Raw genomic sequence first — 14,315 nt, 5'->3', positions numbered from 1 at the left:
GTCCGCGCCCCGTCGCAGGCACCGGTCGGCTGATCGGGTTGATCGAGATCAGACCAGCGAGTCCTGCCAGGCACGGTGCAGACCCGCGAACCGACCCCCGGCCGCGATGAGCTCCTCGGGCGCCCCGTCCTCCACGACCCGGCCGGCGTCCACCACCAGCACCCGGTCGGCGATCAGCACCGTCGACAGTCGGTGGGCGATGATCAGCGCTGTCCGGCCCGCGAGCACCGTCTCCAGCGCGTGCTGCACCGCGCGCTCGGTGGGCAGGTCGAGGCTGGAGGTGGCCTCGTCGAGCACCAGGACCCGGGGGTCGGCGAGGAAGGCGCGAGCGAAGGAGACCAGCTGGCGCTGGCCTGCCGAGAGCCTGCCGCCCCGCTTGCGAACGTCGGTGTCGTAGCCGTCGGGCAGGGCCGCGATGAACTCGTGCGCCCCCACCGTGGCGGCGGCGTGCTCGATCTCGGCACGGGTGGCACCGGGCCTGCCCAGCGCGATGTTCTCGGCCACCGAGCCCGAGAACAGGAAGGACTCCTGGGTGACCATCGCCACCGAGCGTCGGAGGTCGGCCTCGGCCAGCTCCCGGAGATCCACCCCGTCCAGCCGCACCGAGCCCGCGCTCGGGTCGTAGAACCGGGCGACGAGCTTGGCCACCGTGGACTTGCCCGCCCCGGTCGTCCCGACCAGCGCCACGGTCTGCCCCGCCGCGACGTCCAGGTCGAGCGGCTGCAACACCGTGGGCAGGTCGGCGCTGTAGCGGAACTCCACCTGGTCGAAACGCAGCCGCCCCCGCGACTCGGGCAGCTTCTTCGGCTCGGCAGGCTCGGGGACCGAGGGAGCCTCCTCCAGCACTCCGGAGATCTTCTCCAGCGCCGCCGTGGCGGAGATGTAGGAGTTGAGGAACATCGCCAACCGGTCCATCGGGTCGTAGTACCGGCGCATGTAGAGCAGGAACGCCGTCAGGATGCCCAGTTCCAGACTCCCGGTCGCCACCGCCCAGCCGCCGACCACGAGCACCGAGGCGATGCTCAGGTGCGCGATCCACTTCACGAGTCCGGTGAAGACGGCGAGCACGTTGAGCGCGCGTCGGTTCGCGTCGCGGAACTCCTGGTTGAACTCGTCGATGATCGCGTCGTTGCGACGTTCCCGACGGTAGGCCTGCACGGCCCGGATGCCGTTCATCGTCTCGACGTACTGCACGATCACCTTGGCCACCGAGGACCTGGTCAGCCGGTACGAGCGGCGCGACCGGCGCTGGAACCAGCGAGCCACGATGGCGAGCGGCACCGTCGCGGCCAGGGTGAGCAGCGCGAGCGGCGCGTCCAGCCAGATCAGCAGCACCGCGATGCCCACCATGCTCAGCAATGAGGTGAACAGGCTGTCCAGGCCCTCCTCCAGCAGCTCCTTCATCGAGTCGAGGTCGCTGGTCATCCGGGAGATCAGCCGACCGGAGGTGTACTTCTCGTGGAAGGAGACGGACAGGAGCTGGCCGTGCCGGAAGATCCGCTGCCGCAGGTCGAGCAGCAGGTCCTGGCTCGCCCGGCCGGACACCAGCGCGAAGCCGAGCTGGAAGAGGCCGGTCAACAGGTTGGTCACCGCATAGCCCGCCGCGAACAGCAGAACCGGGACGGGGTCGCCGTCCAGTGCGGCCGGGACGCCTCGGTCGATGGCGCCCGCCACCAACAGCGGGCCCGCCAGGTAGCTGAGGCTGCTGAGCGTCACCAGAACCAGGGCGGCCACCACCCGGCCTCGGACCGGGCGGACCAGCGAGCCGAGCAGCCTGCGAGACCTGGCGGCCAGCAGCAGGTTCGTGTTCCTGCTCAGCTCGTCCTGGTCCTCGGCTGCGACGCCGCGCCATGCCGCGTCCGTCCGGTCGTCCGCCGGGTCGTCCGGACGGCCCTGTTCGGTCGAGCCGGTCATCGCGCCTGCATCTCCTCGTTCGTCGGGGCCTGCCCGCTGCGTACCCGATCGCGCCCATCGGTCGGCCGGTGCGTCTCGGCGCGGACGATCTCCTGCGGACTTGCCGCCTCGGACTCCACGGCGTCGGCCGGGGACGTCTCGTCGGGGCAGGCACCTCGACCGGCGTTCAGGCTGTCGACGTCCGCAGCAGGCGCGGGATCGGTGGCCGTCGCCGCGACGACCTCCTCATCGAGCGTGGACAGCATCCTGCGGTACTCGGCACTGGTGGCGAGCAGCTCCTGATGAGTGCCCACCGCCCCGATCCGGCCGTCGACGAGCAGCGCCACCCGGTCGGCCAGGGCCACCGTGCTCGGTCGGTGCGCGACGACCAGCGCCGTCACGTCTCGCAGCACCTGTCGGAGCGCGGCCTCGACCTCTGCCTCGGTGTGCACGTCCAATGCGGAGAGCGGATCGTCCATCACCAGCACCGACGGTCTGCCCACCACGGCACGGGCCAGCGCCAGTCGTTGCCGCTGACCGCCGGAGAGCGACAGGCCCTCCTCGCCGATCCTGGTGTCCAGACCCCACGGCAGGGCCCCGACGAACTCGAGTGCGTGCGCCACTCGCAGCGCCGCCACGATGTCCTCGTCGCTCGCCTGCGGAGCACCCAATGCGACGTTCTCCCGGACACTCATCGAGAACAGCACCGGGTCCTCGAAGGCGGTGGCCACCCGGGTGCGCAGCAGCTCCAACGGCAGGTCACGCACGTCCACGCCGTCGAGCGTGACCCGGCCGCCGGTCACGTCGTAGAGCCGGGAGGGCAGTGCGGTCAGCGTCGTCTTGCCAGAGCCGGTGGTGCCGACCAGCGCCAGTGTCTCGCCGGGACGGACCACGAGGTCGACGTCGCGCAGCACGGTCGTCGGCGCGGCGGTCTGCCTCGTCCTCGCCGCGCCGTCGTGGCCGTCCGGGGCGGACCGGCCGGGCCCTGCGGCCTCGGCCGCGTAGGCGAAACTGACGTTCTCGAAGCGGAGCTCGCCACGTGCGTCGGCGGGCAGTGCGACGGGACGGGAGGGCTCGTCGACGGTGCGGACGGCGTCCCGGACCTCCCAGTAGCGGTCCGAGGCGGTGGCGGTCTGGCTCGTCTCGGTGAGCAGCCAGCCCATCGACTCGATCGGCCACCGCAGGACGGTGGCCGTGGTGATGCCCGCGACCAGCGCCCCGAGCGTCAGCGATCCGTCCGCGACGGCGAGACCGCCGAGAGCGATCATGACCGCGATTCCCGTCTCGGGCAGCGCGATCACCACGAGCCACAACCTGCCCATGATGCCGACCTTGCGCATCTCGGTCGTCCGCAGCGCCCGAGCCTGTTCGGCGAACTTCCTGCCGAGGTGCCTGCCCCGGCCGAACGCCTTGAGCACCCGGACGCCTAGCACCGACTCCTCGATGGTGGTGGCCAGGTCGCCGGTCTGATCCTGGGAGCGTCGTGAGCTGACGCTGTACTGCGCCTCGTAGCGGGCGCACAGCACGGCGACCGGAATGCCCGCCACCAGCAGGACGATCCCGAAGAAGGGCGCCAGGTAGAACAGGACGCCGAGTCCCACGATGATCGTGATGGTATTGACCACCAGGAAGATCGCGATGAAGGCGAGGAACCGCCGCACCTGCGCCAGGTCGTTGATGGCCCTGGACAGGAGCTGGCCGGAGGACCATTGATCATGGAACGACGCGGGCAGGCGTTGGAGATGGTGGTAGAGGTCATGCCGCATCGTCGCCTCGATACCGGTCGTCGGACCCGAGATCAGCCTGCGACGAAGGAAGATCAGGACGGCCTCGGCGCAGCCGAGCAGCACGACCAGCCCCACCATCCACAGCAGCCCCGACCGGTCCGACTCCGCGATCGGCCCGTCAATGATCCGTTGGACGACCAGGGGTATCGCCAGTCCGGCCAGCGTGGCCAGCAGGGCACTGATGCCCGCCGCGATCAGCGGGAGCCGAACCGGCCGAACGTACGGCAGCAGCCGAAGAAGACTGCGGACGGCGGATCGACGTCTCGTCGTGTCCCCGGCTGCGGTTGCGTCGAGTCCGCGCGGCAGGCTGCCTGCGTTCTGGTCACCGGATGCGTCGACGGGACCGTCGTCGGCACGGAACACGGTGCGGACGGCGTCGGTGCTCGGTTCAGCTGGCTGAGCTTCCGGACTGACACGAGAACCCACGTGGGGAAGGTCGGTACCCATAGCCGAGTTGACGTTACGGACAGGGTCGCGCCGAAGCATCCTGATTTCTCACCCGGCACGGTGGATCGGACGGCAGGGACGAGGGCGGTCGACGGCCCGTGCCTGCCGATCGGTTCGCAGGTGAGGAGATGCCGCGCTCCCGTCCTGCGGGCATGATCCGAGACCATGACCGACCGACGTTCGGTGACCTTCCTCCGTACCCCGTCCAGCATGGCCTTCCCGGTGGGACGACTGCTGGTCTCGGTCGACGGCGTCGGCTACGTCCTCGCGGCGGACGGCTGGATTCGGCTCGGTGCGATCCTGCCCGCCGTGACGGCCGAGCTGTCCAGAGCGGGTGCCGAGGACTGGTGCGAGCAGGAGGGCTGGGATCTGAACCTGTTGGACGAGGCCTACCGCCTGTAGACGTCCGGGTCCCGACACCCGCGTCCGACGGCGTCGTGCCGGTCGGCGGGTCTCGTGTTCGAGAGCAGGCGCTGAGCGTTCCCCGGTTGATCGGCCTGCCCTGGGCGGCTGCCGCGTGACCTCCGCACTCGAGGCCTCCGCCCGACTCGTCGCGGGTCGGCCGCTGTCGTTCCACCGCCTGGCCGGACCGGATCGACCTGCCGTCCGCCTTGCGCGCGGGGCGGTCCGTGGACGTCGAATCTCTTCCCTGCGGCAGCCCGATGACCGAATTCCAGCGATCCGCCCGTTCGGATGACGTGAACTGCTCGATCGAGTGGACTCCACGGAACGCCTGTCTCGCGCGCGGCGCGTTTCCCTCAGTGACCGATCCGACACTGGTAGGTGTCTTCGGTGAACGATCACGTCGACGTCGGTCCGCTCGCCGCGCGCTGCGCAGCCGACGACCGCGTCTGCCGGAAGGGCCGGGCCGACTGACGGAGTGCGATGGTGCATAGGCAACTGCCGAAGGTGGGGCGGACACAGAACTGGCGCTGGCTGGCGATGCTGGTTCTCGTGCCCGCCGTGCTGTCCACGGCCGGGATGGTCTGGCCGGGTGCGGCGATCGAGGAGACGTTGACCCGACGATCCGAGGAGGCCTTGACCGAGGCTCGGATCTCCTGGACGGGCCTGGAGGTCCGAGGTCGGGACGTCCGGGTGTCCGGCGTGCCATCGGGCAGGCGGGCCGAGGCACGAGAGAAGATCGAAGAGGTCGCAGGCGTTCGTGCCGTGTCCGCCGTCGCCGACGGCGCTGCGGGCGGCGGCCTGTCGGTGATCCCCCGAGGCAGGCAGCTCGCGGTGTCGGGCATCGCTCCCGACGAGCAGGCCGCCCGGCGGCTTCTCGACGAGATCCGCGACCGGCGGGACGGCCGAGAGGTGGTCGACGCCGTACTGGTCGTCGACGGCTCCGCGCTGCCCGCCGACCCGGCTCTCATCGCCGAGGTGCTGGCCGAGGTGCCGGAACGGACCGCGGCGACGGTGAGCATGTACTGGTGGTCCGACACCTTGATGCTCACCGGTCCGGTGATCGACGAGCAGACCGCGATCGAACTCCGCACCTCGGTGCGTGCGGTGCTGCCTGCGGAGATCCGGCTGGAGGACCGCACCTGGCAGGCCCGGCTCGGTGAGACCGCCACCTTCGGCGCGGAGGCCTTCCAGGAGACCGTCAGCACGATGCTCGCCGACGGTGGCGGCCTCCGCTTCGCGGCGGGCTCGGCCCGGTTGACCACGTCCGGAACCGAGGTGCTTCGACAGCTCGTGGGGCTGTTGCGGGTGGCGCCCGGCATGCCGGTGATCCTTCACGGCCGCGCGGCAGACGGCGAGGCCGATCTCGCCGGAGCCCGCGCGGAGGCGGTCCGCGCCGAACTGCTCGATCAAGGTGTGTCCGGTTCGCTGGTCACCATGCGCAGCTCGGTGGATGCCGCCGATGACAGTGACGTCGACGTCGTCGACGTGCAGATTGGTTAGGAGAGAGCGGTGGCCTGGTTGTTCGGGCAGGTGTTCCTGTTGTGCGCGTTGTCGTTCCTGCTGGGGTCGTTGGTGACCTGGCTGTTCGTGACGCGGCAACGGCGGATCGAGACCGGGCGGGCCGTGCGGACCGTCCCGGTGGGCGAGGTCGCCGAGGCCGCACGGCCGCAGGCGATCGAACCGGAGCGTGGCGACGGCGCGGCGAAGGCAGGCGGGGCGGTGAAGGGATTCGTCGAACCGTCGGGCGGTCCCGGCCCGGAGGTCCTGCCGGGGTCGGTGCTGCCGACGGAGGCTCGGTCGGCAGCACCGAAGGTCAAGGACACGAAGTTCGGGGACACGAAGTTCGAAGACGCCGAGTTCGAGGATTCGTTGTCGGTCCGGCTCACCTATGCGGCGGCGGACGGCGAGCCCGCCTGGCATGAGCCCGGCGAGGAGCGGAGGCAGCCCGAGACGGCGGGGATCGCAGGCGACCCGAGGAGTAACGGGCAGGAGAAGAACGGCGCTGCGGGCGACGGGCAGAACGGTGCAGGACACAACGGCAACGGGGCCCAGGAGAGCAAGGCCGTGCAGCCCTTGGCTGCGGCTCAGGTGCCTGCTCAGACTCGTGGCCCCGTCGACGAGGAACCGGAGCCTGCGAGGTCGGCCCGTCCGGAGCCGTCCGAGGAGGAGCAGCAGGTATCCCCTCGCATGGTCGTGCCCGGTCCGTACCGGAACTCGGCTCGCCCGTCGCCCGACGGCACGGCACCCGCGCCCGACTACCGGGTGAAGGGGAACCAGAAGTCGAAGCTCTACCACACCAGCGACTCGCCGTATTTCACCCGGACCAAGGCGACGGTGTGGTTCCAGACCGAGACCGACGCGGAGCAGGCGGGTTTCACGTCCAGCGCCGTACGCCGATCGACGTCGGTCCGCTGAGGCAGATCTCGTCCTGATCCGAGCGGCCGCACCGGCCAGGACGGACCCCGACGAGGCCTAGGCGACGACGGAAGGGGCGGTCACCGAGTGGTGACCGCCCCTTCCGTCTCGTCGGTTCGGGTGTCGAAGTGCCGGACCGGCCTCAGCCTCGTTGGGAGCGGACGCCGAGGAGCACGTCTTCCCACGAGGGCACGATCGGATGGTTCTTCTTCCGCCGAGCACCGGCCTTGCCCGCGTCGCCGACGTGATCGGCGTCCGCCGTGCCCTGGGCAGCGGCCCCGTCCGAGCCATCGCCTGCCCCGCCTGCCCGTGCCGCAGCCCGGCGATCACCGGGGCGGGGACCCGCCGTCAGCGGCGGCGGCACGATCGTCTCTCTGGCGGTCGCGTCGATCGCCGTCTCGGCGCCATCGCCCGGCCGTAGCGGCTCGCGATCACCGCCGGAATCGCCCGCCACCACGTGCTCCTCGACAGCGGGTTCCTCGTCGGTGATGGCGGGGATGATCGTGGTGTCCTCGTAGGGGTTGTCCAACGCCTGACGGGCCAGCTGGGTGACCGGTCGGACCGTGCGCAGCGGTCTGCTCGGCGACGGGTCGAGGAGGTCTGCGGCGTGCTCGTCCAGGGCGATCACGGTGCCACCGTGTGCACCCCGGTGGAAGACCCAGTGCGCACGGTTGTCGGACCGGCCCGCGTGCCAGTGCAGCGAGATGACCCACTTGCCGTCCTCGCCCCGCCAGGAGTCCCACTCCGAATCGGAGTACTCCTGCCCGCGCAGGCTGAACGCGTGCGAGACGACCTCGCCGAGGGTCTGGACGTCCGGGCCGTCCTCCCGCATCGGGTGTGCCCGCTGGGCCAGATCCGCCGTCCGCGAGCGCTCCAACAGCACCGGGTACGCGAAGCGCTCCACCCGGTGTGGTGGAATTCCCGCTGCCTCGGAGACCTGCTCCACCGAGGCCCCCGCCCGGATTCGCGCCTGGATCTCCTTCGGACGCATCTGGCTTTCCATCTCGACCTGCACCTGGCCGAGGTGAGTGGCATCGCCCCGGGCGGCAGCACGCAGCCGCTCGTCCACCGGGATCGAGAAGCGCTCACCGCGCGCCGGGTCTTCGCAGATGACGGTCTTGCCGTCGTCGTCGAGCCCGACGACTCGCAGCGCTCGCATCACGACCTCCCCCGATGACCACAGGCCTCCTCGGACGACAGGAGTGGCTCGGTGCGACACCCGAATTCTCGAGGCCGCACGGCCCCGCCCCGGTCCGGGAGGTCCGTCTCATCTACCTACAGTGCCGCCATTTCACCCACACGGCAGCTTGTCTCCACCTCCGATCTTGCCCTCTCTGTAGTCATCGCGCCAGTTCAATGCCGATTAGCCGCCCGTTCAGACCAGTCGTTCAACCACCCAGTCGACGGCGCGGGTCAGGATTTCGACGTCTGACGGCTCGATCGCGGGGAACATCGCGACGCGCAGCTGGTTGCGTCCGAGCTTGCGATACGGCTCGGTGTCGAGGATTCCGTTGACGCGCAGGGCCTTCGCGATCGCGGCGGCGTCGACGGTCTCGTCGAAGTCGATGGTGCCCACGACGGCGGAGCGGTTGGCCGGGTCGGCGACGAACGGGGTCGCGTAGGGCGACTTCTCCGCCCAGGAGTAGAGCCTGCTCGCCGAGTCGGCGGTGCGGCTGGTGGCCCAGTCGAGGCCGCCGCCTGCCAGCAGCCACTCGATCTGGTCCGCGAGCAGGAACAGGGTGGCGACCGCCGGGGTGTTGTACGTCTGGTCCTTGCGGGAGTTGTCCAGTGCGGTGGGCAGCGAGAGGAACTCGGGCACCCAGCGGTCGGACTCGCCGATCTCGGTGATGCGCGCCACCGCGGCCGGGCTCGCCAGTGCGATCCACAGTCCGCCGTCGGAGGCGAAGGACTTCTGCGGCGCGAAGTAGTAGACGTCGAAGTCCTCGGCCTTGACCGGCAGACCGCCCGCGCCGGAGGTGGCGTCGATGGCGATCAGGGCGTTCTCGGAACCGGCAGGCCTGCTGACCGGCACGGCGACGCCGGTGGAGGTCTCGTTGTGTGCCCAGCCGATCAGGTCGACACCCTCGTGGGACGTCGGCGCGGGCGCGTCGCCCGGCTCGGCCTTGATCACCACCGGGTCGGCGAGGAAGGGGGCGCCCTGCGTGACCTTCGCGAACTTCGAGGAGAACTCGCCGTAGGTGAGGTGGAGCGAGCGCTCCCGCACCAGACCGAAGGCCGCGGCGTCCCAGAAGGCCGTGGTGCCGCCGTTGCCGAGGATGACCTCGTAGCCGTCGGGCAGGGCGAACAGCTCGCGCAGTCCCGCGCGCACGCGCGCGACGAGGGACTTGACCGGCTTCTGGCGGTGCGAGGTGCCGAGCACGGCGGCGCCTTCGGCCGCGAGGCGGGCGAGCTGTTCCGGCCGCACCTTGGAGGGGCCGCAGCCGAAGCGGCCGTCGGACGGCAGCAGCTCGGCGGGGAGCACCAAGGTGGTCGGGTCGACTGTCTGGGTCATGACGGCGCCTCCGTGTGGAGCAGCGGACAGGTACTCCTCCGGCGCCGTTGCCGGATGAGCAAGTGTTGCAGCTCTATGACGGACAGATGACTTCAGGGGGTCGCGTGATGATCAACTCTATCGCGACTCTCCGAGGGCTGCGCGACGGGCAGGGCGTGGATGATCTGAGAGTCGGTCTTCGGTCCCGCTGGAGTCGTGAGCGGGGATTAGGCGTGGATGAGCTGCCAGGCGACAGGAGGGAGCCATGGCGGTGTCATGGTGACCGACGCCGACGCCGCAGATCGCCGCGCCTGCCCCGCGCAAGCCCGAAGGCAGGGATCAGAGACAGGATCTGAGACGTCCCTGGAGCCCGACTCGACGCTGGATCGGTCACGGGATCGATCCCGCTGCTGATCTGCGCTTTTCTGGTGTCCAGGATCACCCGACGGTTGGCAGGACTTCACCTTCTGGGTGCTATCGGATGGCGGCTCGGTGAACGTACGGTGCCTCGTCACGGGTGCCATTGCGGTCGAGGCGGGGAGTGTGAGACCCATGTCCGAGGTGAACGTCGTTCTGCCTTCCATGCGCGTCGCGTACCAGGCGGGAGCGCTGAACGAGGAGCAGCTCTCCGGGACGTGGTCCGAGCAGCTGCAGCTCTGGCTGGACGAGGCGGCGGCCGCCGGGCTTCCCGAGCCGAACGCGATGGTCCTGGCCACCGCCGACCCGCAGGGCAGGCCGTCGTCACGGACCGTGCTCGCGAAGATGCTCGACGAGCGGGGCCTCGTGTTCTTCACCAACTTCACGTCGGCCAAGAGCCACGAACTGGCCGCGACCCGGTACGCCTCCGCGACCTTCCCGTGGATCGCTCTACAGCGCCAGGCGACGGTGCGCGGGCAGGTGGAGAAGATCGACAGCGCGGAGACGGCCGCGTACTGGGAGCAGCGTCCACGGGGCGCTCAGCTCGGCGCCTGGGCCTCGCCGCAGTCGGCCGTGGTCAGCGGTCGGAGCAGCCTGAATGCGGCCTTGTCGGCCGTGCAGCGGCGATTCGCCGACGTCGAGAACGTGCCGGTCCCGCCGCACTGGGGCGGGTGGCGGATTCGACCGGAGACCGTCGAGTTCTGGCAGGGCAGGCCCGATCGCCTGCACGACCGGCTCCGCTACCGCCAGGGCAGGGACGGCTGGCGGGTGGAGCGCATCGCTCCCTGAACCGGGCTCCTTGTCGGGCACCACGACCACCGGGTCCGCAGCCTGTTGACCACGGCTGCGGGCCCTCGCGTCGGGCACCGTCCGCGCTCGGTCGGGCTGCCTCGCGGCGGTCGATCTCTGGCGAGTCGCAGCACGGCAGGCGTGCCGGGTCCGGCGCGATGCCGACGGCGGGGGCGTCGGTCTGTCGATCCGGCGATGCGGCAGGTTCGTCCACCGGGACGTGACGTCGACATCGGCCGTGGTGCGGGAAGGGCGGCGCTCGCAGGGCCGCCCGGGGACGGACCCGAAGGGCCTTCTCGCGGCGCGGTTCCGGTGGCGTGCGCCGCGCGCCCGCGCCGCCTGCCTGCGACTGAGATCCTCGGCAGGGCAGTTGTTCGCGTCGCTAAGGGCATTAGGCTGCGGCGGTGAGCGAGCCGGGGCTGGACGACAACGACGAGTCATCGACGTCCTCCCCGCCGCCCCGTCGGCCGCGCGGCAGGCTCGGCAGGCTCGGCAGGCTGATGCTGGACACCGAGCCGTTGCGGGTCGCCCCGTTCCGGCGGCTCTGGACGTCGACCGTGGTCACCTCCGTCGGCGCGCAGTTCGCCGCCGTGGCGGTGCCCAAGCAGATCTTCGACATCACCGGTTCCTCGGGCTGGGTCGGTCTGACCGGTCTGTTCGGCCTCGTCCCGCTGCTCGTCTTCGGCTTATGGGGCGGTGCGATCGCCGACAGCGTCGACCGCCGCAAGCTGATGATCGTCACCAACCTCGGCATCGCGACCACGGCGCTGTTGTTGTGGGCCGCCGCGGCGGTGAACACCGACTCGGTGTGGACCGTCCTGCTGCTGTACGCCCTGCAGCAGTCGTTCTTCGCGGTGAACATGCCCGCCAGGACGGCGTCGGTGGCGCGACTGGTCTCCACCGCGCAGCTCCCGGCGGCGCAGGCGCTGACGGCCACCGTCGCGCAGCTCGGAGCCGTGGTCGGCCCGCTTCTCGCGGGCATCCTGCTGCCCTTCGTGGGGCTCTCCACCCTCTACCTGGTCGATGCGCTCTCGCTGCTGGTGGCGCTGGCGGCGGTGTGGCGACTGCCTGCGATGCCGCCGTCGGCGTCCGCGCCGAGGCGGGCGGGACTGCGGTCGGTCATCGACGGCGTGCGCTACATGCGGGTGCACACCGTGCTGGTCGCAGTCCTGGTCCTCGACGTGATCGCCATGGTGTTCGGGCTCCCCAGAGCGTTGTTCCCGGAGATGGCCGAGCGGACCTTCGGCGACCCGCCGGGCGGCGGCGCGGCATTGGGCCTGCTGTACGCCGCCCTGCCGCTCGGCGCCTTCCTGTTCGGTCTCTTCTCCGGCTGGGTGACGCGAATCCGACGGCAGGGCGCGGGCCTGGTGATCGCGGGGCTGTGCTGGGGGCTGGCCGTCATCGGCTTCGGGCTGGCTGACTCGCTGTGGCTCGCCGTGCTGTTCCTCGCGCTCGGCGGCGCGGCCGATCTGGTGGGCACGATCTACCGGGGCGCGATGTTGCAGACGGTCGCCACCGACGACATGCGGGGGCGGACCCAGGGCGTGTTCCTCGTGGTCGTGGCGGGCGGGCCGCGCCTGGCCGACGTGCTGCACGGCACGGCGGGGGCGTCGGTGGGCACCGCAGCCGCCACGGCGGGCGGCGGGGTGCTGGTGGTGGTGCTGACCATCGTGGGCGCGCTGCTGCTGCCTGCGGTCTGGCGATATCGGCCGCCCGTCGACGACCAGGACGCAGCGGGGGCGGGCGCCGCCGGATCGGACGCGGCTCCATCGGACGCGGCTCAAGTGGGCGCGGCTCAAGTGGGCGCGGCTGAATCGGAGTCGGCCCGCGCGGAGCCCGCCGGTCCGGAGCCGGAGTCGACCGGTCTGGTGCCCGGCGGCGCAGCCGCCGTGGACACCGATACGGATGTCGGCGCAGTGGACACCGCCGACACCGGTGTCGGCGCAGGAGACACCGCCGACGCGCCCGTCGGCGCCCTGGACACCGTCCTCGCTGTCGACGCCGTTGACCCTGAGATCAGGACAACCGGCCACGAATCGGACGTGCCTGCGGAAACAGAACGGAACGGGCAGCGGGGCGGCGACGCCACCGTCAGGTGATCGCTGCGCTGAACGAGTGAAGGACTGCGGCGGCGTCCGCCGCTCGTCGGCCGTTCGGCTCACCTGTTCCGGCCTGGATGGCGCAGTCCGTTCCGACAGAAGGGTTCCATCCTCATCGGCCGCTACCCGGATCGTCGGCTGCGCGGCACACTCCATGGTCATGGTGAACGGGACCAGTGGGGGATCACCGGTGCAGCCTGCCTCGGAGGAGCCCGCGCTGAAACGCGTGATGGGCCCTCGGCTGCTGCTGTTGTTCGTGATCGGCAACGTGCTGGGCACCGGCATCTACGCCATCAGCGGCCGGGTCGCGGGAGTGGTCGGCGGCGCGCTGTGGGTGCCGTTCCTGATCGCGTTCGGCATCGCTTTCCTCACCGCCTTCAGCTACGTCGAGCTGGTCGGCAAGTACCCGAGGGCCGCAGGCGCCGCGCTGTACACGAACCGAGCGTTTCGCAGTCCCTTCTTCACCTTCATGATCGCCTTCGCCGTGATGTGCTCCGGCATCACCTCGGCCTCCTCGGCGGCCCGCGCGGTCAGCGGCGACTACCTCCAGGAGTTCGTGACGGTTCCCGCGCTGGTGGTCGCGATCGGGTTCATCGTTCTCCTGGCACTGGTGAATCTCCGCGGTGTCGCCGAGTCCCTCATCGCCAACGTCGTGCTCACCGTGATCGAACTGCTCGGGCTGCTCATCGTGATCGCCATCGGCGTGGGCGCGGTCCTCAACGGGGCGGGCGATCCGGGCAGGCTGCTGGAGTTCAACGCCGAGATGGGGCCGTTGCTGGCGGTGACCTCCGCGACGGCGCTGGCGTTCTTCGCACTGGTCGGCTTCGAGGACTCGGTGAACATGGCCGAGGAGTGCCACGAGCCCGCGAAGATCTTCCCGCGCGGCCTGTTACTCGGGCTGAGCATCACCGGACTGATCTACGTGCTGGTGGCGCTGACGTCCTCGCTGCTCGTCGAGACCGACGTGCTCGCCGCCTCCGACGGGCCGCTGCTGGAGGTCGTGCGGATCGGCGCTCCCGGCTTCCCGCTGATCCTCTTCTCGGCCATCGCGATCTGCGCGGTCACCAACTCGGCGCTGATGAACATGATGATGGCCAGCAGGCTCCTGTACGGGATGTCCAAGGAGAGGATCATTCCCCGGCAGTTCGGGCGGGTGCTCCCGGTGCGCCGTACGCCGTGGGTGGCGATCCTGTTCACCAGCATGGTGGCCGTGGTGCTCGTCAGCACGGTGGACATCGCCCTGCTGGGCGGCACGACCTCGTTGCTGCTGCTGGTGGTCTTCGGCGTGGTGAACATCGCGGTGCTGGTGCTGCGGCGCGAGGAGGTGGCACATGCACACTTCCGCGCCCCGACGGCAGTGCCGGTGCTCGGCGCGATCACCTGCTTCCTGCTGGCCAGTCCGCTCACCGGCAGGCCCGCGGAGGAGTACGGCATCGCAGGCATCCTGCTGGTGATCGGCTTGGTGTTCTGGGCGGTGAACCGGATGATCCTGGGCAGGGTGACAGTCGATCCGGCAGCGGGCTCGCGACGAGCCGACTGACGCGCCTGCCTCCGCCGATCGAACGCAGTTCG

The 14,315-nt window shown here is 70.5% G+C and carries 9 protein-coding genes and 1 pseudogene; 6 read left to right on the top strand and 4 right to left on the bottom strand.

Annotation, left to right across the window (positions count from 1 at the left end):
* Positions 1 to 48 precede the first annotated feature (48 nt).
* Positions 49 to 1,914, bottom strand: a complete 1,866-nt coding sequence (locus UA74_RS28465; RefSeq protein ID WP_075742938.1) for an ABC transporter ATP-binding protein — start codon at positions 1,912 to 1,914, stop codon at positions 49 to 51.
* Positions 1,911 to 4,106 (bottom strand): ABC transporter ATP-binding protein, encoded by a 2,196-nt coding sequence (locus UA74_RS28460; RefSeq protein ID WP_232237528.1) that lies wholly within the window; start codon positions 4,104 to 4,106, stop codon positions 1,911 to 1,913. The genes UA74_RS28465 and UA74_RS28460 overlap by 4 nt, the downstream gene beginning before the upstream one ends.
* A gap of 186 nt (positions 4,107 to 4,292) precedes the next feature.
* Here UA74_RS28460 and UA74_RS28455 point away from each other — a divergent pair, with 186 nt between their 5' ends.
* The 3 genes from UA74_RS28455 to UA74_RS28445 all read left to right on the top strand — a co-directional run bounded on the left by UA74_RS28455 (position 4,293) and on the right by UA74_RS28445 (position 6,947).
* On the top strand, positions 4,293 to 4,529 hold the full coding sequence (locus tag UA74_RS28455; protein ID WP_075742936.1) for a hypothetical protein: 237 nt from the start codon (positions 4,293 to 4,295) through the stop codon (positions 4,527 to 4,529).
* Positions 4,530 to 5,012: 483 nt separating this feature from the next.
* Positions 5,013 to 6,032, top strand: coding sequence for an OmpA family protein (locus UA74_RS28450; protein ID WP_075742935.1), 1,020 nt, complete (start codon positions 5,013 to 5,015; stop codon positions 6,030 to 6,032).
* Positions 6,033 to 6,041: 9 nt separating this feature from the next.
* Positions 6,042 to 6,947 carry a sunset domain-containing protein gene (locus tag UA74_RS28445; RefSeq protein ID WP_075742934.1) on the top strand — a complete coding sequence of 302 codons (906 nt, stop codon included), beginning with the start codon at positions 6,042 to 6,044 and terminating at the stop codon, positions 6,945 to 6,947.
* A 142-nt stretch (positions 6,948 to 7,089) separates the two neighbouring features.
* Here the strand turns inward: UA74_RS28445 and sepH are convergent, their stop codons facing one another.
* Both sepH and serC read right to left on the bottom strand, forming a co-directional pair.
* Positions 7,090 to 8,106: a septation protein SepH gene (gene sepH / locus UA74_RS28440; RefSeq protein ID WP_075742933.1), complete on the bottom strand. Its 1,017-nt coding sequence runs from the start codon at positions 8,104 to 8,106 to the stop codon at positions 7,090 to 7,092.
* Positions 8,107 to 8,322: 216 nt separating this feature from the next.
* Complete coding sequence (gene serC / locus UA74_RS28435) at positions 8,323 to 9,459, bottom strand: phosphoserine transaminase (RefSeq protein ID WP_075742932.1); 1,137 nt, start codon at positions 9,457 to 9,459, stop codon at positions 8,323 to 8,325.
* Between the two features lie 531 nt (positions 9,460 to 9,990).
* On the opposite strand from serC, the gene pdxH reads away from it, so the two are divergent.
* From pdxH to UA74_RS28420, 3 genes and pseudogenes are all read left to right on the top strand, one after another.
* Positions 9,991 to 10,644, top strand: coding sequence for a pyridoxamine 5'-phosphate oxidase (pdxH, locus tag UA74_RS28430; RefSeq protein ID WP_075742931.1), 654 nt, complete (start codon positions 9,991 to 9,993; stop codon positions 10,642 to 10,644).
* A gap of 500 nt (positions 10,645 to 11,144) precedes the next feature.
* A pseudogene (locus UA74_RS28425) lies at positions 11,145 to 12,365 on the top strand (MFS transporter); the annotation flags it as partial.
* A 538-nt stretch (positions 12,366 to 12,903) separates the two neighbouring features.
* On the top strand, positions 12,904 to 14,283 hold the full coding sequence (locus UA74_RS28420) for an APC family permease (protein WP_075744339.1): 1,380 nt from the start codon (positions 12,904 to 12,906) through the stop codon (positions 14,281 to 14,283).
* Positions 14,284 to 14,315: the final 32 nt, after the last annotated feature.

This window comes from Actinoalloteichus fjordicus (genome assembly GCF_001941625.1).
Lineage (GTDB): Bacteria > Actinomycetota > Actinomycetes > Mycobacteriales > Pseudonocardiaceae > Actinoalloteichus_A > Actinoalloteichus_A fjordicus.
The sequence above is the reverse complement of the archived record's forward strand: the minus strand, read 5'-3'. Positions and strand labels throughout refer to the sequence as shown.